Source organism: Bacillus atrophaeus, assembly GCF_039519175.1.
GTDB classification, from domain to species: Bacteria; Bacillota; Bacilli; order Bacillales; family Bacillaceae; genus Bacillus; species Bacillus atrophaeus.
Genome location: NZ_CP154443.1, coordinates 1,875,489 through 1,898,015, shown reverse-complemented (window position 1 = coordinate 1,898,015; position 22,527 = coordinate 1,875,489). Strand labels below are relative to the sequence as shown.

General features: G+C 34.4%; 21 protein-coding genes and 4 pseudogenes. 13 read left to right on the top strand and 12 right to left on the bottom strand.

What is annotated here, in order from left to right; translation table 11 throughout:
- Window positions 1–83: 83 nt before the first annotated feature.
- The gene (locus tag AAHT65_RS09795; protein ID WP_094231448.1) at window positions 84–1,466 is read left to right on the top strand and encodes a PLP-dependent aminotransferase family protein; all 1,383 of its coding nucleotides are present in this window, start codon (window positions 84–86) and stop codon (window positions 1,464–1,466) included.
- 119 nt (window positions 1,467–1,585) lie between these two features.
- On the opposite strand, the pseudogene AAHT65_RS09790 reads toward AAHT65_RS09795, so the two are convergent.
- A pseudogene (locus tag AAHT65_RS09790) lies at window positions 1,586–1,717 on the bottom strand (lipoprotein); the annotation flags it as partial.
- Between the two features lie 373 nt (window positions 1,718–2,090).
- Here AAHT65_RS09790 and AAHT65_RS09785 point away from each other — a divergent pair.
- Window positions 2,091–2,981: a DMT family transporter gene (locus AAHT65_RS09785; RefSeq protein WP_343311423.1), complete on the top strand. Its 891-nt coding sequence runs from the start codon at window positions 2,091–2,093 to the stop codon at window positions 2,979–2,981.
- Window positions 2,982–3,336: 355 nt separating this feature from the next.
- Here AAHT65_RS09785 and AAHT65_RS09780 read toward each other — a convergent pair whose 3' ends face one another.
- The gene (locus AAHT65_RS09780) at window positions 3,337–3,855 is read right to left on the bottom strand and encodes a GNAT family N-acetyltransferase (protein ID WP_343311422.1); all 519 of its coding nucleotides are present in this window, start codon (window positions 3,853–3,855) and stop codon (window positions 3,337–3,339) included.
- A 24-nt stretch (window positions 3,856–3,879) separates the two neighbouring features.
- Complete coding sequence (locus AAHT65_RS09775; RefSeq protein WP_106034501.1) at window positions 3,880–4,332, bottom strand: MarR family winged helix-turn-helix transcriptional regulator; 453 nt, start codon at window positions 4,330–4,332, stop codon at window positions 3,880–3,882.
- 115 nt (window positions 4,333–4,447) lie between these two features.
- Here AAHT65_RS09775 and AAHT65_RS09770 point away from each other — a divergent pair, with 115 nt between their 5' ends.
- Window positions 4,448–5,092, top strand: a complete 645-nt coding sequence (locus tag AAHT65_RS09770; protein ID WP_343311421.1) for a YitT family protein — start codon at window positions 4,448–4,450, stop codon at window positions 5,090–5,092.
- A 515-nt stretch (window positions 5,093–5,607) separates the two neighbouring features.
- The gene (locus tag AAHT65_RS09765; RefSeq protein WP_343311420.1) at window positions 5,608–6,609 is read left to right on the top strand and encodes a zinc-dependent alcohol dehydrogenase family protein; all 1,002 of its coding nucleotides are present in this window, start codon (window positions 5,608–5,610) and stop codon (window positions 6,607–6,609) included.
- Between the two features lie 245 nt (window positions 6,610–6,854).
- Here AAHT65_RS09765 and AAHT65_RS09760 read toward each other — a convergent pair whose 3' ends face one another.
- Together AAHT65_RS09760 and AAHT65_RS09755 are read right to left on the bottom strand one after the other, a co-directional pair.
- The gene (locus AAHT65_RS09760) at window positions 6,855–7,232 is read right to left on the bottom strand and encodes a hypothetical protein (RefSeq protein ID WP_343311419.1); all 378 of its coding nucleotides are present in this window, start codon (window positions 7,230–7,232) and stop codon (window positions 6,855–6,857) included.
- Window positions 7,233–7,414: 182 nt separating this feature from the next.
- A pseudogene (locus AAHT65_RS09755) lies at window positions 7,415–7,664 on the bottom strand (tetratricopeptide repeat protein); the annotation flags it as partial.
- Between the two features lie 106 nt (window positions 7,665–7,770).
- On the opposite strand from AAHT65_RS09755, the gene AAHT65_RS09750 reads away from it, so the two are divergent.
- Window positions 7,771–8,100 (top strand): MmcQ/YjbR family DNA-binding protein, encoded by a 330-nt coding sequence (locus AAHT65_RS09750; RefSeq protein ID WP_343311418.1) that lies wholly within the window; start codon window positions 7,771–7,773, stop codon window positions 8,098–8,100.
- A 270-nt stretch (window positions 8,101–8,370) separates the two neighbouring features.
- Window positions 8,371–8,832 carry a CarD family transcriptional regulator gene (locus AAHT65_RS09745; RefSeq protein ID WP_063638803.1) on the top strand — a complete coding sequence of 154 codons (462 nt, stop codon included), beginning with the start codon at window positions 8,371–8,373 and terminating at the stop codon, window positions 8,830–8,832.
- 873 nt (window positions 8,833–9,705) lie between these two features.
- Here AAHT65_RS09745 and cspC read toward each other — a convergent pair.
- Together cspC and AAHT65_RS09735 are read right to left on the bottom strand one after the other, a co-directional pair.
- A complete protein-coding gene (gene cspC, locus AAHT65_RS09740; protein ID WP_003328189.1) occupies window positions 9,706–9,909 on the bottom strand; it encodes a cold shock protein CspC in 204 nt (67 codons plus the stop codon).
- Window positions 9,910–10,505: 596 nt separating this feature from the next.
- Window positions 10,506–10,658, bottom strand: coding sequence for a molecular chaperone TorD family protein (locus tag AAHT65_RS09735; RefSeq protein ID WP_088116570.1), 153 nt, complete (start codon window positions 10,656–10,658; stop codon window positions 10,506–10,508).
- Between the two features lie 132 nt (window positions 10,659–10,790).
- Here AAHT65_RS09735 and AAHT65_RS09730 point away from each other — a divergent pair, with 132 nt between their 5' ends.
- Window positions 10,791–11,819, top strand: coding sequence for a fatty acid desaturase (locus tag AAHT65_RS09730; RefSeq protein ID WP_212064203.1), 1,029 nt, complete (start codon window positions 10,791–10,793; stop codon window positions 11,817–11,819).
- A gap of 854 nt (window positions 11,820–12,673) precedes the next feature.
- Here the strand turns inward: AAHT65_RS09730 and AAHT65_RS09725 are convergent.
- Together AAHT65_RS09725 and AAHT65_RS09720 are read right to left on the bottom strand one after the other, a co-directional pair.
- Window positions 12,674–13,984 carry an MFS transporter gene (locus AAHT65_RS09725; protein WP_343311417.1) on the bottom strand — a complete coding sequence of 437 codons (1,311 nt, stop codon included), beginning with the start codon at window positions 13,982–13,984 and terminating at the stop codon, window positions 12,674–12,676.
- A 241-nt stretch (window positions 13,985–14,225) separates the two neighbouring features.
- Entirely contained in the window at window positions 14,226–14,990 is a 765-nt protein-coding gene (locus AAHT65_RS09720; RefSeq protein ID WP_151291215.1) for an MBL fold metallo-hydrolase, read from the bottom strand.
- A gap of 192 nt (window positions 14,991–15,182) precedes the next feature.
- Here AAHT65_RS09720 and AAHT65_RS09715 point away from each other — a divergent pair, with 192 nt between their 5' ends.
- Window positions 15,183–15,440 carry a hypothetical protein gene (locus tag AAHT65_RS09715; RefSeq protein ID WP_155729123.1) on the top strand — a complete coding sequence of 86 codons (258 nt, stop codon included), beginning with the start codon at window positions 15,183–15,185 and terminating at the stop codon, window positions 15,438–15,440.
- Between the two features lie 91 nt (window positions 15,441–15,531).
- On the opposite strand, the pseudogene AAHT65_RS09710 reads toward AAHT65_RS09715, so the two are convergent.
- Window positions 15,532–15,831: pseudogene (locus AAHT65_RS09710) on the bottom strand (isochorismatase family protein); the annotation flags it as partial.
- Window positions 15,832–15,966: 135 nt separating this feature from the next.
- Window positions 15,967–16,377: a transcriptional regulator LrpA gene (lrpA, locus tag AAHT65_RS09705; RefSeq protein WP_151291217.1), complete on the bottom strand. Its 411-nt coding sequence runs from the start codon at window positions 16,375–16,377 to the stop codon at window positions 15,967–15,969.
- 246 nt (window positions 16,378–16,623) lie between these two features.
- Here lrpA and AAHT65_RS09700 point away from each other — a divergent pair.
- Window positions 16,624–16,806: pseudogene (locus AAHT65_RS09700) on the top strand (LLM class flavin-dependent oxidoreductase); the annotation flags it as partial.
- Window positions 16,807–16,868: 62 nt separating this feature from the next.
- Here the strand turns inward: AAHT65_RS09700 and AAHT65_RS09695 are convergent.
- Window positions 16,869–17,246: a hypothetical protein gene (locus AAHT65_RS09695; RefSeq protein WP_343311416.1), complete on the bottom strand. Its 378-nt coding sequence runs from the start codon at window positions 17,244–17,246 to the stop codon at window positions 16,869–16,871.
- A gap of 648 nt (window positions 17,247–17,894) precedes the next feature.
- On the opposite strand from AAHT65_RS09695, the gene AAHT65_RS09690 reads away from it, so the two are divergent.
- From AAHT65_RS09690 to AAHT65_RS09675, 4 genes are all read left to right on the top strand, one after another.
- Complete coding sequence (locus AAHT65_RS09690; RefSeq protein WP_063638866.1) at window positions 17,895–18,596, top strand: response regulator transcription factor; 702 nt, start codon at window positions 17,895–17,897, stop codon at window positions 18,594–18,596.
- Between the two features lie 3 nt (window positions 18,597–18,599).
- Window positions 18,600–20,051 (top strand): HAMP domain-containing sensor histidine kinase, encoded by a 1,452-nt coding sequence (locus tag AAHT65_RS09685; RefSeq protein ID WP_094231437.1) that lies wholly within the window; start codon window positions 18,600–18,602, stop codon window positions 20,049–20,051.
- Window positions 20,048–21,184: a hypothetical protein gene (locus AAHT65_RS09680; protein WP_081250982.1), complete on the top strand. Its 1,137-nt coding sequence runs from the start codon at window positions 20,048–20,050 to the stop codon at window positions 21,182–21,184. The genes AAHT65_RS09685 and AAHT65_RS09680 overlap by 4 nt, the downstream gene beginning before the upstream one ends.
- A gap of 369 nt (window positions 21,185–21,553) precedes the next feature.
- Window positions 21,554–22,354, top strand: a complete 801-nt coding sequence (locus tag AAHT65_RS09675) for a polysaccharide deacetylase family protein (protein ID WP_181279859.1) — start codon at window positions 21,554–21,556, stop codon at window positions 22,352–22,354.
- Window positions 22,355–22,527 lie beyond the last annotated feature (173 nt).

Below are 22,527 nucleotides of genomic sequence, written 5' to 3'. Positions count from 1 at the left end.
TTCACAAATTACTTTACCATCGAGATTGTATGCCTACAATGATATAATTGTATGCAAAACAATTCTTTTTTGGAGGATTACGTATGCCTGTTAACTCATTTGAACACTACCCCATGACATGGAAGCCGGATAGAACACAATTGGCTCCACCTATTTATCAGTCAATTGCCACTCAATTGGAGTACGATATTTTAAATGGTTTTCTCGCACCTCATACTAAACTGCCTCCACAAAGAGAATTGGCTGATTATCTTGATATTAATTTAAGTACTGTAACGAGAGCTTTTAAATTATGTGAAGTAAAAGGGTTGATTTATGGAATTACTGGGAGTGGAACTTATATTGCTCCTCATGTAAGCAATGCTCTATTCTCAGAAGACAACGATAATAAGAATGTTATAGAAATGGGCTTGATTGAACCGCTTGATCATTCGAATTCATTAGTTGCAGAAGTCATTCAAAACATTGCTGAGAAGAACTATTTAGAGAAATTATTGGATTACCGAAACCCATTAGGTATGCCTTATCATAAAATGGCAGCAAAGAAGTGGATGGAACGTTTTAATTTGGAAGTGCCTATTGAAAATATTGTGATTACCTCTGGGGGACAAAATTCCTTAACCTTAATGTTAATGTCTCTGTTTAATGCTGGGGATAAAATTGCGGTAGATACCTATACTTATCCTAACTTTATTGAATTAGCCAATATGCTCAACATTCATTTAGTCCCAATAGACGGGGATTCTTTTGGAATGATGCCAGAACGGTTAGAAGAGGCGTGCAGGAAAAACCGCTTGAATGGAATTTATTTAATCCCTTCTTGTAATAACCCTACTGCTGTCACAATGGATATGAATCGAAGAAAAGAAATAGCTAAGATGATCCGCAAATACAATTTAACGCTGCTTGAAGATGATATTTTTTCTTTCCTTGCGCCGGAAGGATTTGTGCCAATTTCGTATTTTGTACCAGATCAGTTTGTTTATAGTCTAAGTGTCTCTAAATCGCTCAGCTCCGGTATGAGAGTAGGGTTTTTAGCCTTTGCAAATCAGTTCATCGAAAAAATGACGCACGGTATATTTAATATTAATGTCAAAACCCCTGCGTTTAATGCAGAAGTCATAACTGAGCTGATTAATACAGGCTGCGCAGAAAAAATAATCTCTCAAAAGAAAAACATTTCAAAAGAACGTAATCTTCTTTATCAGAAGTATTTTCAAATGAATAACCTAAATGAAAATCCGTTAACCTTTTTCCGCTGGATTCCATTAGACAAGAAATATCAGATGGAAGAATTTGAACAAGATGCTTTGGCTCAAGGTATTCGTATTTATCATTCTGATCGATTCTTAGCCAAAAAAGATGAAACTAATCAGTTTATACGGATTTCTCTTACCTCTGCAAAGACATACGAGGAATTAGATAAAGGACTAAGAACGCTTAAAAATTTCCTCTTTGAAAAATAAAACATTTCTAAATTTCAAGAGCGGTTTTTTTTTGCAGTCATAGCAATACTTTTGCGGCTTGACGCCAGCATTACAGCCAAACTTTCATTAGAAAAAAAGAGGAGTAAACACATGGTCTGCTCCTCTAACTTTGTTTCTTTTTCTTTACTTCTTCATTGTCTTGTTTTTTTTGATAACCCCAGACGATCATTTTCGCCGTTTCCTGGCATTCCAGTCATTTCTTTATACTTGTCTCCGAGCTTTTGGAAGTATTAAGTAAACTGAAAATGAATAACGTATACATATAAATTTCATCTTTCATTAATGCTCCATAAATCTGTTATTTTATGAATCTCCAGGAAGTTATAATTAATTGAAACATTCATATTCTTCAAGAAAAGATTTCATGTATAATCTATCTAGAACTATCTTTTTCGTAAAATTCAGCTTTTAAAAATATTAATATAAATAGGGGGATTAACATGCTACTCTCAATTACAAATCTATACACTTGGAAGCCATTTTCAACATCACCGCCACCGCCGTTTACTCCAGCTGTTGAATCAGCAGTGAATAAGCTTATATTTAAAACAGATTAAGAATCTGCGAAATATAAGCTGTTTCGCAGATTCGAAGGAGTAGACAATGAAATCTAAGATTCAGTTTATATTATCAATGATCATTTTCGGCACAATGGGTTTAGTTGTAAGATACATTGATTTATCTTCGAGTGAAACAGCTTTACTAAGTAGTTCAATTGGATGTCTATTTTTAATATTCGTGTTTATTATAATGAAGAAAACCATTCCATGGAAATTAGTCAAAGCTAATGCTTACATCTTATTTCTTTCTGGTATTGCACTAGGAGGAAATTGGATCTTTCTTTATCAATCGTACGATCATACAACACTTACTAATGCAACACTAGGGTATTACTTTGCACCTGTGTTTGTCATGATTCTCTCACCATTTGTCCTTAAGGAACAATTATCTGTCAAAAAAATGGTTTGTATTGGTGTAGCGATCATAGGCATGTTATTGATTGTTGGAAATGGCATAAGTGCATCTGGAACAGATGATCTGCTTGGGATCTTTTTTGGGTTAGTTGCGGCTGCATTTTACGCTGCATTGATGTTACTAAATAAATTTATACACCACATGGGCAGGTTGGAGATTACAATCATCCAACTTGGATTAACAGCATTACTGCTCTTGCCATATGTGTTTTTCACAGAAGGATTCGGTATCTTTGGAGTATCTAGAGCCTCCGTTCCTTTTATCATCATTTTAGGGATTGTAAACACCGGTATCGGATTTTGGTTATTTTTCTCGGGTATGCAAAAATTAAAAGGACAGAGTATTGCTATGCTAAGCTATGTCGATCCATTTGTAGCTATATTAATTTCTGCCATTATCCTGCAAGAACAAATGACCATTGTTCAAATGCTAGGTGGCGCACTCCTTTTAGGCTCAACATTTGTTAGCGAGAATAAATTAATCACATTTTCCAAAACGATTAAAGAAAATATCAGCTAAGTAACGTACAAAACAGCGGGAAGCATTCATTTCCCGCTGTTTTGTTCTTTTGTTTGCAACTTTTCGGCAAACCAGCTGACGATTACTACCATTACTATTGTCACTTGTTTTTAACCTGACGAAATATTAATAGAAGCACTATACTTGAAGTGCATAAAAATAATAACAAAGGTGGTTAAACCCTTGGTTATTGGGATGCGGCCGAGAGGACTTGAGTTATTCACCCACTAGGTCCTAAATAAAGTGGAAGCTTATCATCAATTACAAAAGCCTGTTATTTCAAGAATTTGAAGTTATTCATTACAATCATTTGCATCATTTGGAATATACATATTAACCCGCCTTTCATAAAAAGTTATACGAGTGTTTTGGTCATGATAAAGTCTATTTGTTCTTCATCACCCATATAAAAAGAGTGGGCTCCAGTTTGGATAAACCCCATTTTCTCATAAAAAGCAATCGCATTTTTATTTTTTTCCCATACGCCTAGCCAGATTTTCTTTAAATTACAATCCAGCGCAATTTCCACAGCTTTATTGAACAGATGTTTGCCAAGACCATGTTTTTGAAATTTGTTCTTTATATAAATCCTCTCGATTTCAAGTGATTCATCACCCATTTTTTCAGACTGAGCCTCATTGGTATTGACCTTTAAATATCCAGCGACTTCATGATTAAAATAAATAAAAAAGAATTGCGAAGAGATATTGGATAATTCTTTTTCCAACTGATTAGAATGAAATGCACTTTCCAAATAAGCTTTCATATTTTCAGGTGAATTCTGATCTTTGAATGTATCATTGAATGTTTCAATACTTATTTCTTGGAGTATTTTTAAATCTTTATGGCTGCACTTTTTTAGTCTTACACTCATGCTCATATATTCTCCTTTTATAAATTAATAATCTCTCTTGTTCCCCTTTTTTACATATTCCCAGTCAACTTCTATATTTTTTCTAATTCTTTGAAGAAGGTGCAAAATGGTTTCTGCTTCTCCTTCAGAAAACCCCGCTAATGCGACACTATTCGAATGATCATTTTCTCTTTTTATAACAGGAAAGACATTTTCCCCTTTTTCTGTTGGAAAGAGTTTTTTTATCTTTTTGTTATGTTCATCATCCATCTTTTCAATAAAACCATTCATTTCAAGCTTTTTAATTGCACGAGCTGCGGTTGTTCGGTCTACTTTAATCATCTCAGCTAACTTTTCTTGAATGATTCCTGGATTTTCACATATTCGGACAAGGTACAAATACTGCCCTTTTGTGAGGTTATATTCTTTAAATTCTATATTGCTTATAGAATCCAATGCTCTGGCAATCATTCCGACTTCGCGAAGAATTTCCTTCATAATGACCTCCTTAGTACATATTTTTGTTGCAAATACAATAATAATAACATATATTGAATATATCCTAATTTTGTTGTATTTGCAATAAAAAATATTGAAAAAGAGGTCGAGCAAAGTGAAATATACTTTTTATGTATTAGGAATTTTAATTTTAACCCTTGGTATTTCTTTCACTATCCAATCAGGCCTTGGAACTTCACCCTTTGATGCAGTTGTGGTAGGACTGTCTAAAAATGTGGGGCTTACAGTGGGAAGTTGGGAAATCATAATAGCCTTCATATTGATATGTTGTAATTCGTTTTTAAATAGACAAAGACCGGAAGTTTTGGGGCTGTTAACAGCATTTATAACGGGTATTGGGATTGATATGTGGCTTTTTTTATTGCACAATTTGTTAACACCTGACCTATGGTACAGCAAAGTTATTTGTTTTGGAATCGGCTTAGTTGTTATAGGATTAGGAACTGCAATATATTTACACACAAATTTTGCACCAATTCCAGTTGACCGATTAACATTAATCATAAAAGACTTAACTAGAACAAATCTCTTTTTTTCGAGAACATTCATTTACCTCGTATTCTTGATAGTTGCAATCATTTTAAATGGACCAATTGGCGTCGGGACTTTATTAACCGTTTGTTTAGGGGGGCTGATACTTAATTCCTTTATGCCATTTACTGAAAAAATATTAGACCGCATATTAACAAATTCCAGTACATTACCAAATGATGGTCAAGATAAAAAGCATTCAATATAGAATGCTCAGTTTAAAGAGAAAGTGGGGGTTTTTGAAGACGCAGGTCAAAAAAATCCTCGTTTTTTATTTTCGCAGTCCCAAGATATAACATATAAGGGGTTTCCTTCAGTGAAATAACCCGTGTATTGTATGAAAAGCTGCCCGAGATTTTTTCGACAGCCTTAGTAGACATCGTGTCTACTCTTCCAATATTATTCCCCGTCTTTAGCTTCTTCTTACTGTAAGTTAGTGGTCAGTAACAAGCATTCTTTCATAAAATTAATTAGCTTTACGTACGTAAACTTTCTTTTTTTCTGTTTTATTCCAGTTCGATTGCCCTTTAAGTTTCTGTTTCCCCTAAGTGAATCACGTTATAAAAATTCCTTTATAGCAGTTTCGATTTTTTAATCAGTTTAGTGATTTCCTGAAATAACTTTAAAATAAAAGATAATATTGACACAATTTCAAAAAAAGTGCAACCTTATCTATAGAGGTATTAACTCTATAAACCTTATTAAGGAGGTGAATAGAAAATCATGGATAATGTTTCGTTGATATATAGGGAATTTGGTGACCCACTGCAAAGATTACAGCTTTATACGGGAGAGAAATTTCCTCTTCAGCCAAATGAAATTCTTGTCAAAATGATTGCCAGTCCAATTAATCCATCTGATTTGATTCCAATTAGAGGGGCCTATTCTCATAGAATTAAGCTGCCTTCAGTTGCAGGTTATGATGGTGTAGGAATTGTCGTAGATCTTGGTAAAGATGTCTCAGGATCGATAATTGGAAAAAGGGTCCTTTCTGTACGAGGAGAAGGAACATGGCAACAATATGTAACCACAAAATCTTATTATGCAATAGAGGTGCCTCCATCAATAAGTGATGAAGATGCTAGTCAGCTGTATATTAATCCATTAACAGCTTGGTTCATTTGTACGGAATCATTACGTGTTCAGCCAAACGAAATGGTTTTAATGAATGGCGGAGGCACATCTATCGCAGGGCTGTTTGCTCAGATTTCTTCTATACTGGGATTCCGTTTAATTGTCATTACACGAAACAGCCGCAAAGTAAGCAAACTTCAAAAACTTGGGGCATGGAGAGTTATCGATGCTTCCAAAGGTTCTATATCTGAACAGATTTCAGATTGTTGCGGAAGATCTGTTGACCATGCAATTGACTCTGTTGGAGGGGAAAGCGGCGAACTGTTAGCTAGGGCGTTAAAACCTCAAGGAACATTTATCAGTTTTGGTCTGTTGTCAGGTATACCAAATGATTGGAGAAAGTTTCATGATTTATACCGTGTATCACCACAATTATTCGCCTTAAGACTTTGGAATGAGAGACATTCCGTTTCTGAATATCGCAACCGTTTTTCGGAGGTCATTAAGCTTTTTGAGAGCGGAAGAATGGTAATGAATGCTCCAGAAAAGATATATGATTTTGAAGATTTTCATGATGCATTGAAACATTATGAGCAGCCGGGTTTGAATGGGAAAATACTGCTGAACTTTGCAATGAATAAGGAGATGTAACATTTGATTGATTTTTCATTAACAGAGGAACAGAAACACATTCAACATATGGCAAAGTCGTTTGCATAGGAGCACATCCGTCCATATGCGTCACAGTATGATGAGGAGGAAACGTTTCCTCGCGTTTTCTCGTACCTAGTGCAAAGATTGCTTAAGCAGGCAAATAGCTGCTGGTAATAACAGTTTCTGCTTTAGTAATTATTTTTCTAGTTGAAAGGAGTAGTTCAATAAAAGTAACTATTTTATTATGATTTAACTTCTTTATTCCTATCAATTAATAAGGTTACTACAACACTAATTATGCTGACTAAAGTTCCTAAAACAGAAACAAGAATTGTCAAAAAGCCATTGGGAATAAGAAATCCAATTGGAATCATCCCCAGAAAAGTTAAAACGATAAAACATTGATATACTCCAGATATTATTCTTACAACCATGTTACCAAAAAAGGACATGGCTAATGGAGGGATGAATAAAAATACAACTATCCCAATGGATATCATTAAGATCATAGGCTCATCAAATGAAATGACATTATCTCCAGGGGAATCTTTAGCAGCCACCAGTATAGCAACTATAGACATAATCAGTGTAAGTAAAACCAGAAAAAACCTTTTTAACATCGTTATGACTCCTTTCTTTATAAATGTACCTAAAAACGGGTATCCTGCCTTTTTTCAGCTTCATAACCATTTTATATTATTCATTGAAAGAATATGCAGTCAAATCACAGCTATCAAGTAATATTTATCATCACTTACTATTAAGACATAAATTTACATATTAGTAAATAACCACATTAAATGCGTATAAGTTGAGTCTCACCATCAGAAAAAAATAACCCCTCTAAAATTTCGCTGAGTATCCCTTATCATTACTTTATCGGCAATAAAATTCCCTTTCCTAAAGTATGTCAAAGCAACATCATAATTTTGTGGTTTTGCTTCAACATAGGTTAAAGTAAATAAAGTTTTTGTTAGGAAGCTGAATTTTGATTTTTCAAAAATTTCTAACGCTAAGATTAATTGTTGTGATGCTTTTTTATATTCTTTTATCACCTAACCAGTCAAAACGATTAAAATAGATTTTATTTTGATATAATGATCTATAAATCATTGGCTCATTTGTCTATATCATAAATTATAATGGTGGTGGCTTATTATGACTATGAATGAAATAATTGAATACTGCCTGTACACCTATAAAGACTATCCTTTTGGTGAAGGGTGGACTGTGATGCGTCACAAAGGTAATAAAAAGTTGTTTGCGCTTATTTTTAATCTAGATGGTCATCTATGCATCAATCTTAAATGCGAACCTGAGCGCGCCAATTTTCTACGTAGCATCTATAAGGAAGTGAAACCCGGTTATCATATGAATAAAGACCACTGGAATACAATTATTTTAGATGGTGCCTTCTCGAAAGAAACTCTTGGTGATATGGTGCAACATAGTTTCGAATTGACAAAGCCGAAGAAGTCTCATAGCTAAACATCTATTTAAAAACGATATACTAAAGATATTAATGAAAAACTGATCTATGTTAATTAGTCGAGGTTTCAGGATATACACGGACCAATTGACCTTTCCTTTATTGTGAATCCGACATGTTCCCTATTGTTTTGATGTCGTTTTTGCTGGATCTGATTTTTTTAAAAAGTTATTGACACAAAAAATATGATCATGTTATTATTGAATATTTGATTAAAAAATGTATATATGGTAATCTTAAGAAGGTTACATTATATGGAGGTGGATTATATGTTTCAAATTGGCGATAACATTATTTATCCAATGCACGGAGCAGGTATAATTGAAGCTATAGAAGAAAAAGAATTCTCAGAGGAAAAACAACAGTATTATGTCATAAAAATGTCAATCAGTAATATGCAAGTTATGATTCCAACGCGTAAAATATTGAGTTCAAGTATACGACCAGTTACTGATATACTTGCATTAAAACACATTATACACATTTTTCAGCATGGAGAATCAGATAGGTTACTGCCGTGGAAACAAAGGTATAAAGTAAACACGAACAAAATAAAAACGGGTGAAATACAAGAAGGCGCTGAAGTTGTACGTGATTTAATGCGTATGAAGAAAGAAAAAGCACTTAATACAAGCGAAAAAAAAATGTTGGATAATGCATATGAGTTTTTGATTAGTGAACTGGAAGTAATTAAAGGAATCACTGAAAATCAAATAAAAAGTTTCTGTTAAGCAGAGAACGTATTGTATTCCGAAAATATTCCGAATTTTTAGTTAATATTGTGATTAAAAAGTAAATCATTTCAAAGATGTTCAACTTCTTCAACTTACTTTCAGAACATTAACCTCTTTTGTTATTCCTGCAATCTAATCCATTTTTATTATTTAAATTTCTTCTACGAACATTTCAAGTTTTATCAAAAAACTCGATGAAATAGTCACTTGATTTTTGTAATCCTGATTCACACTGGCACGGACAAGGAGCTGTAAGGATGGAAGAGAGGCAGGGCTTTCATTGTTTTAGGTATATCTAAGTGATTATTTCTAGATAAAAAATCAATCAATCTCCCCTCTATCTTTAAGAATTTCTTATATCCACTGCGACAGTGAATAGTAATTGTTTATCTTCTTTTCATAAAAGAGAAACGGCGAGATGGTAACATATAATATATGGTCAACGAAAAAATGATCAAATTTTTAGAATATTATTACGGATCACTTCTATAAAATAAAAATAACGCCAACTTTATTTAATAGAAATCGGTACTTCGTTTAGCATGACGCTTTTGGCGGATGGCACACGCCACATGTACGTTGGCTATTTTTCGTAAATGTTTTTTGCTTCCTCGCTAAATAGTATTGGTCCCGAACTACGGCTACCAAGCATTTAGAACAGGAAAAGAAAAATAAATAATATATATTCCGCATATTGTAAATCCAGTATGTTATACTGTAAACAAACCTTTGAAGCTTTAAATCTTTTTCTATTACCTTGTACCATCTCCCTACTCGAACGTTGAGTAGGGTTTTTTATTAAGTATTATACAGAGAACATAAAAAAAACAGGCCCTATATAAAGAGCCTGTTTGTATAAACGATTTAAGATTAAGCAGCTTTTTGAACGTTAGCAGCTTGAGCTCCACGAGCACCTTGCTCAACGTCAAACGTTACTTTTTGACCTTCGTCTAAAGATTTGAATCCGTCACTTTGGATTGCAGAGAAGTGTACGAATACATCGTCTCCATTTTCACGTTCGATAAAGCCAAAACCTTTTTCTGCATTAAACCATTTAACTGTACCTTGTTCCATTTTTGTTGCCTCCTAGTGCGTTACCACACATTGTATTACTATCCTTGCCCAAAGTATCATCAAGACGAAAGTCGATATTCATACTATGCTTTACACCGAACAAAAATAATTCTTCTTTATCATAGCATGAAACGGAAATAATTGCAAATTAATATTATTGTTTCAGCCATGAAGTTATTTGTTAAACGTGTGGGTACCAGTACAGAAGCGCTAAGCAAACTAGAAAATGTTAATAATCCTGCACTGAATTTATAACAGGGTCTAAGAGGCCTGTTAATAACTATGGTTGAAAACCCCGTGAAAATGAATCACGAGTGTCTTCAAACCTTTTTCTTTGCTTACTTCATTATTGATTGTTAAAGATTTCTTTAAAAAGCTCAGCTGTTTCATGTTCAAGTGCAAGATATTCTTTTAAAAGCAGGGCTGTTCACTGGTAAAGCTTTGTTTCTGCGGATGTTTCCAAACGGTCACTCATGGTATACCCCCATTTGCCAAGATGCTCATAAAAAAATAATACTTGACCACAAATCATCTTCCTTTTCTTCATTACCACTTTCCAAAGCCTTTTTAATTAAGAAACAATGTTTGTTCCTCAATCAATCAATTTCACGGTCTAAATAAACCGATTCCCATAGGGGAGCAGGGAGAGAGTTTGGCCCGATAAAGAGCTGGGTATAATCTTCATAAGCCTTTTGTATCCCGGCTGGCTCTGCTAATAAAGATTTAATTGAGCTGGAAACCAGTTTCATATTTCCGATAATTTTACATACGGATAGGGAAGATACTTATCATATATGGAGTATGACAGCTGCGACTTCAAAGGCAATAAAACGTTTTCTATACTTAGATTAAGATCATCAGGGAAGGGGAAACTTCAAAAAATGAAGGAACAAAACCTAAGGACTTTGAGAAAATTGGTTACACCTTATGAAAAGTCCGATTCACAAAAAAGTATTTGTCAAATCATTAACACATTGGCACCATTTTTCCTATTATGGTGTTTGGCATATAAGAGCTTGTCGATTTCTTATTTTCTTACATTAGCAATTTCTGTCGCTGCGGCAGGCTTTTTAGTGAGAACCTTCATCATCTTTCATGATTGCTGCCACTATTCCTTTTTTAAGAACAGAAAGGCGAATCGAATCCTTGGAACAATAACAGGAATTCTGACTCTGCATCCTTTTGATCATTGGGCACACGACCACTCTGTCCATCATGCAACAAGCAGCAACCTGGACAAACGCGGTACAGGCGATATTTGGGTACTGACCGTTGAGGAATATAAGGAAGCCTCAACTAAGACAAAAATAATGTACCGTTTGTACAGAAATCCGTTTGTTATGTTTATTATTGGGCCGATTTACGTCTTCGGGATTACCAATCGTTTTAATCGTAAAGGCGCAAAACGCAAAGAACGGATGAATACGTATGTAACGAACCTGGGGATCGTCGCTTTGGCAGCACTTTTATGTTGGGCTATTGGCTGGCAAAACTTCCTGCTGGTTCAGGTGCCAACTTTTATGATATCGGGATCCCTCGGAATTTGGATGTTTTATATTCAGCATACGTTTGAGGATTCTTATTTTGAAGAAAATGAGCATTGGGAATATGTAAAAGCAGCAGTTGAAGGAAGCTCTTTTTATAAGCTTCCAAAAGTCATGCAATGGCTAACAGGCAATATCGGTTTCCATCATGTTCATCATTTAAGCCCGAGAGTCCCAAACTATAAGCTTGAAAAAGTGCATAACAACACTGAACCATTGCAAAACGTTCCGACCATCACACTGGCAGCAAGTCTTAAGTCGTTAAAGTTCCGCCTATGGGATGAAGAAGGCAAAAAATTTGTTGGTTTTAGCCACATAAAAAAAGCTTCTAAAAGCCAAATATCAGCGGGGCTAAGAACGGATTAAATAACCCCCCCTTAATCGATGATAAGGGGCAGTGTATCTTGCAGAATAAAAGTGCAGACTCGCGCAACGGTTTTGTGCAGAGGTCAGCACTTTTTAGTGCCCAATACACTTGCAGACTCCACAATGCGGTACATTTGTTGCCGTATTTTCCGCAAAAAAATACCAAAGGTGATTAAACCCTTGGTATTATTGGGATGCGGCCGAGAGGACTTGAACCTCCACGGGTTATTCACCCACTAGGTTCTCAACATTGTAAAACCATATCACTGGTTATGAAAGCTTATTTTCATTACACTTTCTAACTTCAATTTACATCATTTCTATACGTTTGTATGAAATATGGTTAAAAAATGGTGAGCTAAAACGATAAAGATACCTGCCTGTTCATTTAGTATCCTTATTCTTCAAGTACCTCAATAAAATGGGCACTGTTTTTAGGTTATTAAACCACTGAATATTTTTATGGTATTGCACGTGCCACTGATGACACGTCACGGTACTCCTAAGAGGGAATTTAATAACTCTAAAGCAAAAACAAAAAAGATACCAATATGGTTTGGTATCTTCTTTATTAGTTCGAATCCCTCAATAAAGCGGATGCTTATCATCAGTTACAAAAAAAGCCTGTTATTTCAAGTATTATTCATTCATTACACTCATTTTCATCGTTTTTGGGCACAAAATGGGCACTATTTTTAGACTGTAAACGAACAACTAAATAATTGTGTAGTTATACACATGCCACTAATGCCATGTCAACTCCTTACTATAATAAATAAAAAAAGGAGGTTCCGTTGCCACCTTAAAGTAATGTCTACTTAGGTTCTTCAAATATATAGGAAAGTTATATAAGCTTATGCTTTTATCTGATTTCCTCTAAAATACCAAATAACTACAGGAACAAGTAACAATGATAAAACGGCTCCAGAAATTGATAGTATTGTATAGCTAGAATGTGCAACAACCATTCCTGACAAGGCTCCACCCGCTGCTCCTGATAGTGCTACTAAGACATCGAATGTTCCTTGTGTTTTTGCACGTAGAGATGGATGTGTTGAATCTATAATGAGGGCAGTTCCCGTTAGTAAACCAAAGTTCCAACCTACCCCTAGTAATACTAGTGCTAGGATTAGTAATGATAATGAGTCTGCCGGTGCAATAGCTGCCACCAATCCAGCGGCAAGAAGTGTAGCACCTGAAGCAATAGCCATAGTAGTGCGACCAAACTTATCTACTAATAAACCAGTCAATGGTGAAGGAAGATACATCGCTGCAATATGGAGCCCTATAACTAATCCCACTTCGCTCAAACCATGACCGTGATGTCCCATGTGAACTGGTGTCATTGTCATAATAGCTGTCATAATTAGTTGAGCTAAAATCATAATTACAGCTCCTACCATTATTCCTTTTTTGTTTATAGCAGGATTTTTTAGACTTCCCCCTATCTGTACTTTATCGTCTTTTTTCTCAGCATTCGCAATAGCTGTTGATACAAACAGCGGATCTGGACGAAGAAAAATTAAGAGAATAAATCCAGCAATTATAAAGGCTGCTCCTGACATGATAAACGGACCAGCTAAATTGGGAACACCAATTGAATTTGCAAATTCCCCCATTGTATTAACTAAGTTAGGACCTACTACAGCTCCTAAAGTAGTAGAAACTAAGGCCATACTTGCAGCAGTTGCCCGTTGTTTCTCATTTGCAAGGTCTGTCCCAGCATACCGAACTTGAAGATTAGAAGCCATACCTGCTCCATAAATAAGAAGGGAAACAAATAATAGGGCAACGCTGTTGATTAAAGCCGCAATTATAACACCTATAGCACCTAATCCACCTATAAGGAAACCACCTGCAAGTCCGGCTCTTCGACCAAAATGCTGTGAGGATGCTCCTATAAGTAAGGCAGCTACGGCAGATCCAAAAGTAAAGAGGGCAGTTGGAATTCCTGCTACATTTTCCGATCCTATCATATCTTGTGCAAGAAGCGCCCCAACTGTTATCCCAGCACCAAGTCCTGCTCCCCCAAAAATTTGTGAAAAAATCAAGATTTTTAATGTTTTTTTATAAAGTTGGTTTTGTTTTTCTGGTGAATCAATATAACCTTGTAACCAAACAGGCTGCTGTGTTGATATATTTGTATCTTTTTTTGTCATTATCATGATTTCTACCTCCTAACGACATATCTCTGTTGCTGTTCAAGTTTTTTTGTCATCATTGGAAATTCCATTTTTGTTATTCCATATATTTAGGATTTTTGATATATTTAGGATTTTCGATATATTTAAAATTTATTTATATTCGTCATTAGAAGAAGCTCATGATTAGTTTTTATAATTATGAGCTTCTTCTATTTCTTATTTTTAAATATGAACAAGACAATATTGTTTGTCGGTGTTCATATTAAAATGTGTAAGACTCGCCATCTTCTGGTACTAAAATATTACTTGAGAATCCTTTTTCTTTACTAAAGTTTTTTAATTCTTCTCTAGATAGTGTCCAATGGTTAACAGCTTCCATATGAACAGATATAATCTTAGCATTAGGAGCAGCCTTGTGAACTTCATAGATGTCTTCTTTTCCCATGATGAGTGAACCTAATTCTAATATTTGATTGTCTCCACCATTAACCACAATGATTTCTGGTTGATGTGTATGAATCTCATCTTCGATAGCATCATACCAAACTGTATCACCAGCTACATATAAAACTTTTTCACTTGGGTGCTTGAATACTAATCCACAAACTTCACCCATTAAGTTTAATAACTCTTCTCCTCTACCATGTTCACCTTTTGTTTTTACTAATTGGATCCCTTCAAAAACAGTGTCTTGTTGTAGTACTTCTACATTTTTGAAACCACTTGATTTTACTTCTTTTGCATCTGCTTCATTTTGAACAAACATTTTGATGTTTTTTGGCAATACGTTTTTTGCCACATCATCAAAGTGATCTAGGTGTAGATGAGTAACAATTACTGCATCTACGCCATCCAGAATGTTATCAATTGATGTTGGCAAACTCACCAAAGGATTAAATAGATCTTGTCTGATCGTTTCAGGGAAAGTAGCGTACGTACCTTTCTCCGCTAACATAGGATCTATTAAAAATTTTTTATTTGCATATTTTACAACAATTGTTGCATTTCGAATTTGTGTAATATTCATATTTACAACTCACTTTCTTTTTATTTGTCTTTAGTTCGACAGAGTTAAGTGTATAATATCAGCAGTGTTCAAATACATAGATAAAATAAAGTGTTTTAACTCTTTGACTTTATTTTAGAAAGGAATTAACATTCAAATAGATCAAACCGATAAAAAATTATAGAGAAATTATGTAATAATAGCCGAATTACAATGAAAGATCTGGGAGAGCTACATTTAACATGGTCAGCAGCTTCAGCTAGAGGAGAGAAATTAGAAGAGAATGAAGTTATTGAGGGATCTAACATTAAAGTAAATCGAGCAATTAGGTGCTTTATGTATACCTTCATCAATATCTATATTTATGGCAAAAACAATTCCTGTACATGGTCTTACTATGGATCAAAAACAGGACATCTTGATCTTTTATCAGATGGGAATAATGATATCGAAAAACAAAATAAAGTATAATGAATAAAGGGTTTTTCTAACATCCTTTTTTAAGTTGTTGAATCATCTTTCTTGTGGAAGGAAAGACGTTATGTTCGCAAAGGAAATTCTTTTATTTTAAAAATGCCTCTGTGGTTTTCACTGTTGCATAGACACCATTTAATGCGGCCATAAATGCGTAATGGACATGCTCAGCAGGAACGATTTTATCTTCAATTTGCAATGTTGTTGCACAAGCATCTTCTACCACTTGGCATACATAACCATGTTCAACTACAGAACGAACTGTTGCATCAATACACATATGGGACATCATACCGCAAACAATTAATTCTTTAACCCCTTGTTCTTGTAGGTTTTCATGTAAATCTGTATTGAAAAAGCTATTCGGCATATGTTTTACAATCCTTGTTATCATAATGTATAAATGTGAAATTATGTATAAAAAAGCCCTAGATTGGTAATTTTCTCATATCCAAACTAGGGCTTTTTTAGAGCTTATATATATCATATTATATGACCACACATCTCCGTTTTATAAAGTTAACTATTTTCCAATAACAATCGACACTTTATAATTTGCATGTTTGTTTAAGTCATTTAAAAATTGATCTAATACCTCGTTTGAGGGAAATTTACATTCAAGCAAATAGCAACCGTCTCCACTAACTTTATAATTGTTTATTACATAGTGATCTTGTGTTTCTATAAAAGCTAAATAAGGTTGATGATGGATTTTTTCGATATAAATATTAAGAAAAGCATGTATAGAGAAGCCTAATTTCACTTGATTCACTTCAATACTACATCCTTTTATTATGCCATTGTCTAATAACTTTACTACTCTTGATGCGGTTGCTGGTGCAGTGAGATGTACTTTTTCCCCTAATTTTTTCATTGTAAGGCGACTATTTTTAGACAGCTCATCGAGTATTTTTTTATCTGTTTCATCAATCATTTTCTTGTATCCTTTCTGAAAAAATAAGATGTATTTTACATAGTTTGTTCGCTGTACAATTTTTTTATGTTTGCTTAAAACTTTAAAAATAAAGTGAAATTGTGAAATAACTTTATTTTCCCTATGTATTGATCGATTGAGAGAGTATATATTTATTTGCATACAAATCAAAAGAGGAATGTACACCATTTAAAATGGTTTTTCCATTGATTTTTTATAAGTTCATTATTTTTTAGAGGTGAAATTATGAAAAAATTTGATATATCTGTTTTATCAGTTGCTCCATTAAGACAAGGAGAAACAATGAAACAAGGGATTGATTCTGCAGTATTATTAGCTAAAGCTGTAGATAATATGGGCTATAAACGGATTTGGTTTGCAGAGCATCATAATCACGACGCTTATGCAAGTGCAGCAACCGGATCAATTCAATGGAAGGCCTCTTTCCTCGACATTAGGGATAAAGCTTTTCAATAAAAGCAACTATTATATTAAGATTTAACTTCTTTATTCCTATCAATTAATAAGGTTACTACAACACTAATTATGCTGACTAAAGTTCCTAAAACAGAAACAAGAATTGTCAAAAAGCCATTGGGAATAAGAAATCCAATTGGAATCATCCCCAGAAAAGTTAAAACGATAAAACATTGATATACTCCAGATATTATTCTTACAACCATGTTACCAAAAAAGGACATGGCCAATGGAGGGATGAATAAAAATACAACTATCCCAATGGATATCATTAAGATCATAGGCTCATCAAATGAAATGACATTATCTCCAGGGGAATCTTTAGCAGCCACCAGTATAACAACTATAGACATAATCAGTGTAAGTAAAACCAGAAAAAACCTTTTTAACATCGTTATGACTCCTTTCTTTATAAATGTACCTAAAAACGGGTATCCTGCCTTTTTTCAGCTTCCATAACCATTTTATATTATTCATTGAAAGAATATGCAGTCAAATCGCAGCTATCAAGTAATATTTATCATCACTTACTATTAAGACATAAATTTACAGGTTAGTAAATAACCTGATTAAATGCATGCCAAATAAATAGTGGCTTATCAGCTTAAACAGAATGTAGCCTCTTTTTTGGTTGAAATTACCCTATAAATTTAACATTTAAAATCAATATCACTTGTAATGAAAGCTTATTTTCATTACACTTTCTAACTTCACTTTTCATCATTTCTATACGTTTGTATGAATTATGGTTAATAATTGCCCCCCTTTGTTGCTACGCTTAAACCAAGCTACTTCTCAGCTTGCTTAGTCTCATTTTGGGTTTGGAAATGAGCATTTTATTGCCCACAATGCTTCCCCGAAAATCTCCAAGTAAATGCCTTGCCATATCTGTTTTGCTATCTTTAGCCTTTTGAAAAATTTTCATTCACATTGACAATTGTTGTATGATCTGAAGTTATTAATAAACTCTATTGAAGGGATGCTATAATAAATTGATATTGTAGATAAATATAATCATGAAATAGGGAATGAATGAAATGATAGATGAAACTAAAATACTTATTATTGAAGATGATGAAGCAATAGCTGATCTACTTTCATACGGGCTTACACAAGAAGGTTTTCAAACGTGTACTGTGACTACCGGAGCTTTAGGGATGAAAAAACTAGATCAATTCAAGCCTGATCTTCTGCTGCTCGATTGGATGTTGCCCGATTGCAGCGGATTGGATATCTGTAAAAAAGTGACCCATGGCTATAATATTCCTATACTTATGATCACCGCAAAGTCAGATATCACTGATAAAGTACTTGGATTGGAATTTGGGGCAGATGATTATATTACAAAACCATTTGATTTGCGCGAGGTTATCGCTAGAATACGTACGATACTGAGGCGCCTTGAACAAGCTAACCACGCACATGACCGAGTAACATCTGAAGAGGAGCATATTCAGTTTAAAAATATTATGATCATTCCAGATGAAAGAATTGTTAAAAAAGACGGGAGAACTGTTGATTTGACTCCTAAAGAATTTGATCTACTTAAGACTTTGATAGACCATCGCGGGAAAATTTTTACACGTTCAGAGCTTTTGGAATTCATCTGGGGATATGATTTTGCTGGGGATACACGTACGGTAGATACCCATATTCAGAGACTCCGTAAAAAGCTTGATGCTAGTGACTTGATTAAAACAGTGTTTGGCATCGGATATAAATTTGAGAAGCAGGAGGAGTAGAGAGTGTTAAGGACCATAAAAGGTAAATTCATCATTGGCTTTTTCCTGATTTTCTCTCTCTCTTTCCTCGTGCTCAATCAAACGGTCAAAAGTGTCATTTGGTCAAGTAATGAAAAAATTGTTACCTCAGATTTAATAGAATTGAAAAAAAACAGTATAGTTTATATAAACCAAGCATTTTTAATCAATCATTATAAAAACAATGAACTTTATTTCGGCGATATGGCCGATGAAATAGTTGATAGTTTAACTCATTCAACAGGAAGCAATGTAGGTGTTTATACCGTGGATGGCACTTTGTTGTCTTCTTCTAATAAAATGGTGTTTTCCCAAGGAAATGATGAGGATCTTAGAAAAGCTATTAACGGAAAGAATGCTTATCATATCACCTATGATCGAAATAAAGCTCAGGTGTTTTTCTCTTTTCCAGTTGTCATTGAAGGGTCAAAAGTGGGGATATTACGCTTTTCTAAAGATTTTAATCTGCTTTACAAACAAAGTGGAGAGATTTTAAACATTATATTTTATATCGCACTCGCGATATTTGTGTGCGCGTTCCTATTCTCTTATATACTCTCCAGACACATCACGATTCCAATCGTCAAGCTGACAGATGTCACCTCAGAAGTCAAAAAAGGAAAGTTGGATGTGGATCTCCACTTTCATAGAAAAGATGAAATTGGCCAGCTTACTATTAATTTCAATGATATGATTACCAGAATTAGAGATCAAATTTCAACCATCGAAAAAGACCGGGATAGGTTAAAAGAACTTAACGAACAGGAAAAACGTTTTTTTGACAATATGACCCATGAGCTGAAAACACCTTTGACTTCTATTCAAGGATATGCAGAAATCATAAAAGAAAAAGGGGAATCGGATCAGAAGTTTTTTGATAAAGGAATGAATCATATTGTTGAAGAAAGCCGGCGTCTGCACAATTTGGTCATAAAACTTCTTGAAGTTTCTCGAGAAACATCTAAAGATCGTAATTTCGACAAAATTGATGCAGGAACAATTTTGAAAGATGTATGCGAATCTATCAAATTTCGTGCAGAACGATATAAAAAAAGGATCATCTGTGAAATTGAAGAAGGCCTCTATGTTTATGGTCAAATGAATAGACTGCGCCAACTTTTTATTAATCTTCTTGACAACGCGATCAAATACAGTTTATCGAATTCAGATATTATTATTCAGGCTAAAGTTGTTGGAGAACATGTTTTTTTTATATTCAGAAATCCAAGTGATCCATACGATGACAACCAATACACAAAAGTATTTCAGCCTTTTTATTCGATAAACCACAAGGTTACAGAAGTAGGAAGTGTAGGATTGGGTTTAAGTATAGTTAAAACAATTGTTGACGAACATGGGGGAACAATTAAGATGTTCTACAAAGATAACCATACAATTATTACTATTGAATTAGCTTACATGAAGGTTGAGAAATGATCATGAAGAACAAACAGTTTATCATATTGTCAGGGGTACTATTGCTTTTCCTCATTTTTGTGTTCAGTTATAATGCGGGAAAGAAATCGGAAACAATTATCATTCCAAACAAGGAAGAGAGTCATGTTGATGACGATCGGAATTCCGGCTCCTTTCAAGTGAAGAAGATATATCGCCTCCCCAAAGCTGACCAGTTGCTCGGATGGTCTTCATCGAACTCCATAGTTGGTTTTTTCAAAGGAGATGACACAACTGAACATCAAGCCCATGATCTTCAGCGTCTTTCCTTCCCCTTTGAAAAACCTGAAACTATGAAAAGCTTTGATAGCGACACTACTAACCTTAAGATGTCTCCAGACGGAAAGAGTATCGTCGGATTAACGATGTCATCGGATAAGACATCATTACACCTGCTGTCATTGACGAATAATAAAAAAAAGAAAATAGCCAGCTTTGCTTCCAGCAAGGATGTCTATGTACAGGATATTTCATGGTCAAATAATAATAAATATATTTGTTATCTTGCCATTGATGCTGCGAAAAAGGGCAAGACTGCGGTCAATATATTCGATATAGAATCCGGAACGCTTAAAACGTATCCATTGAAGGATTCTGATGAGAAAGAGTCGCTTACAGCAGTTTCAATTTCAGATGATGGACGTAGTTTGCTGCTTACCATGTTACACGGGCAACAATATCGTATTATGACGGGAACCATTAGTGGTGATAGCATCACTATTCGGAACAAGCGTCAGAATAGCTATGGCGAACCTGTGTGGTTAAACAATGACCAATTTGTATTTTTAGGTACCGGAGAAACCTTGTACGAATATGATCTCAGAAACAGTGAGCTTTCTGTTCTACTCGAAAACGTAGCTGTTTTCAAGATATCAAATGATCGAAAGAAAATCGCTTACTCTTTATATGACAAGGACAATACTTATGCAGGAAAACTGCAAGGAAAAAATATCCTGTACGCAGAACCAATATACCATGGCACCAATCCATCAGGAATATATTGGAGTCCAGATGGCAACAACCTGCTCGTTTATGAACAAAACCAGTATTTCTCCATGGAAAATTCATCAGCCCGATTTTTTGACGATCACTCTTATGTCATAACATTTAAATAATCCGTGATTTAAAGCCGCTTTATACTAAAACCTGATTTCTATTAAATAAGAAATCAGGTTTTTTATTGTATCTGCAAAAGATAATATTTCCTTATTCCACTTATAAATGAAAATCCCCGCTAGTTTTCACTTTAAAAGATACAGTTTCCCTTCTTTTTGTGACATTTTGTTTACAAGTTGATCAAACTTCTGCGATATCTTCAATTTATATTAAAAGAGCATCATTTTTATCGAACTTTGTCTTCGATCATAAAATTGGTTAGTAATTGACTCACTATCCATGTTACTAGTTCAAGAAAAAACTAGTTTGATAACCTACAAATTAAGGAGTTGAATAAGGTGTCAAATTCACCAAGAAGATACCGTAAAATGAAACAAATAGGGAAAATAGCTTTTGGTATATTGATGATACTGGGTGTTACTTTATTTTGTATTTCTTGGAAGACACTCGCTGGTCCAAGGCTTGAACCAATAAAAGAAAGTGCCTCCCTTTCTGAGCAGATGCAAAAAGAAAAGAATAAAAATTCAGCAAAGAAACAGGATGAACAAAAAACATCACCTGAAATTGGAAAGGTGGTCTATTTAACATTTGATGATGGACCACATCCTGCTGCTTCAGAGGAGATTATGAATTTACTCCATAAATACAATGCAAAAGGAACATTTTTTATGTTAAAACCTAATATCGAGCAAAATCCAGATATCGTTAAGAAAATGGTAGAAAGCGGTCACTCTGTTGGGTCTCACGGCGTGACGCATAAGGTGTCCGAAATCTATAAATCCCCTGATAGCTTTGCGACAGAAATGAACGATACGCTTGACTTTATCAAAGAAACAACCAAAGTCAACACACATTTGATAAGAGCACCTTACGGGTCTAAGCCGTACATTACTGGCCCATTTAGAGAAGTTGTTAAGCGTAACCAATTTAATCTCTGGGATTGGACAGTTGATTCAGAAGACTGGAAGTACACTCATGGAGAATTTATAAAAAATACAATTCAGCAAGTAAACAATCTTGTAGGGAAAGAACCACTTGTTGTGTTAATGCACGAAAAACCGACTACTGCGGCATATTTAGGAGAATTATTAAAATATTTCCGAGAAAGCGGCTACGAAATGAAAGCAATTGATGATTCAATAAAGCCGGTACAATTCAGATTCAATTGAAGATAAAGATTTATCTATAAAACGATTATTAAGATACCTTTTATTAGCTTAAAAATCGCGGAAGATAAGGGATATATTTATTAGAGAACCGTTACGCTTGTTTATAAGAACCTGTATACCATAATTCCATTAAATCTACGAGAATATACTAATTATCACGGTACAATGTATAA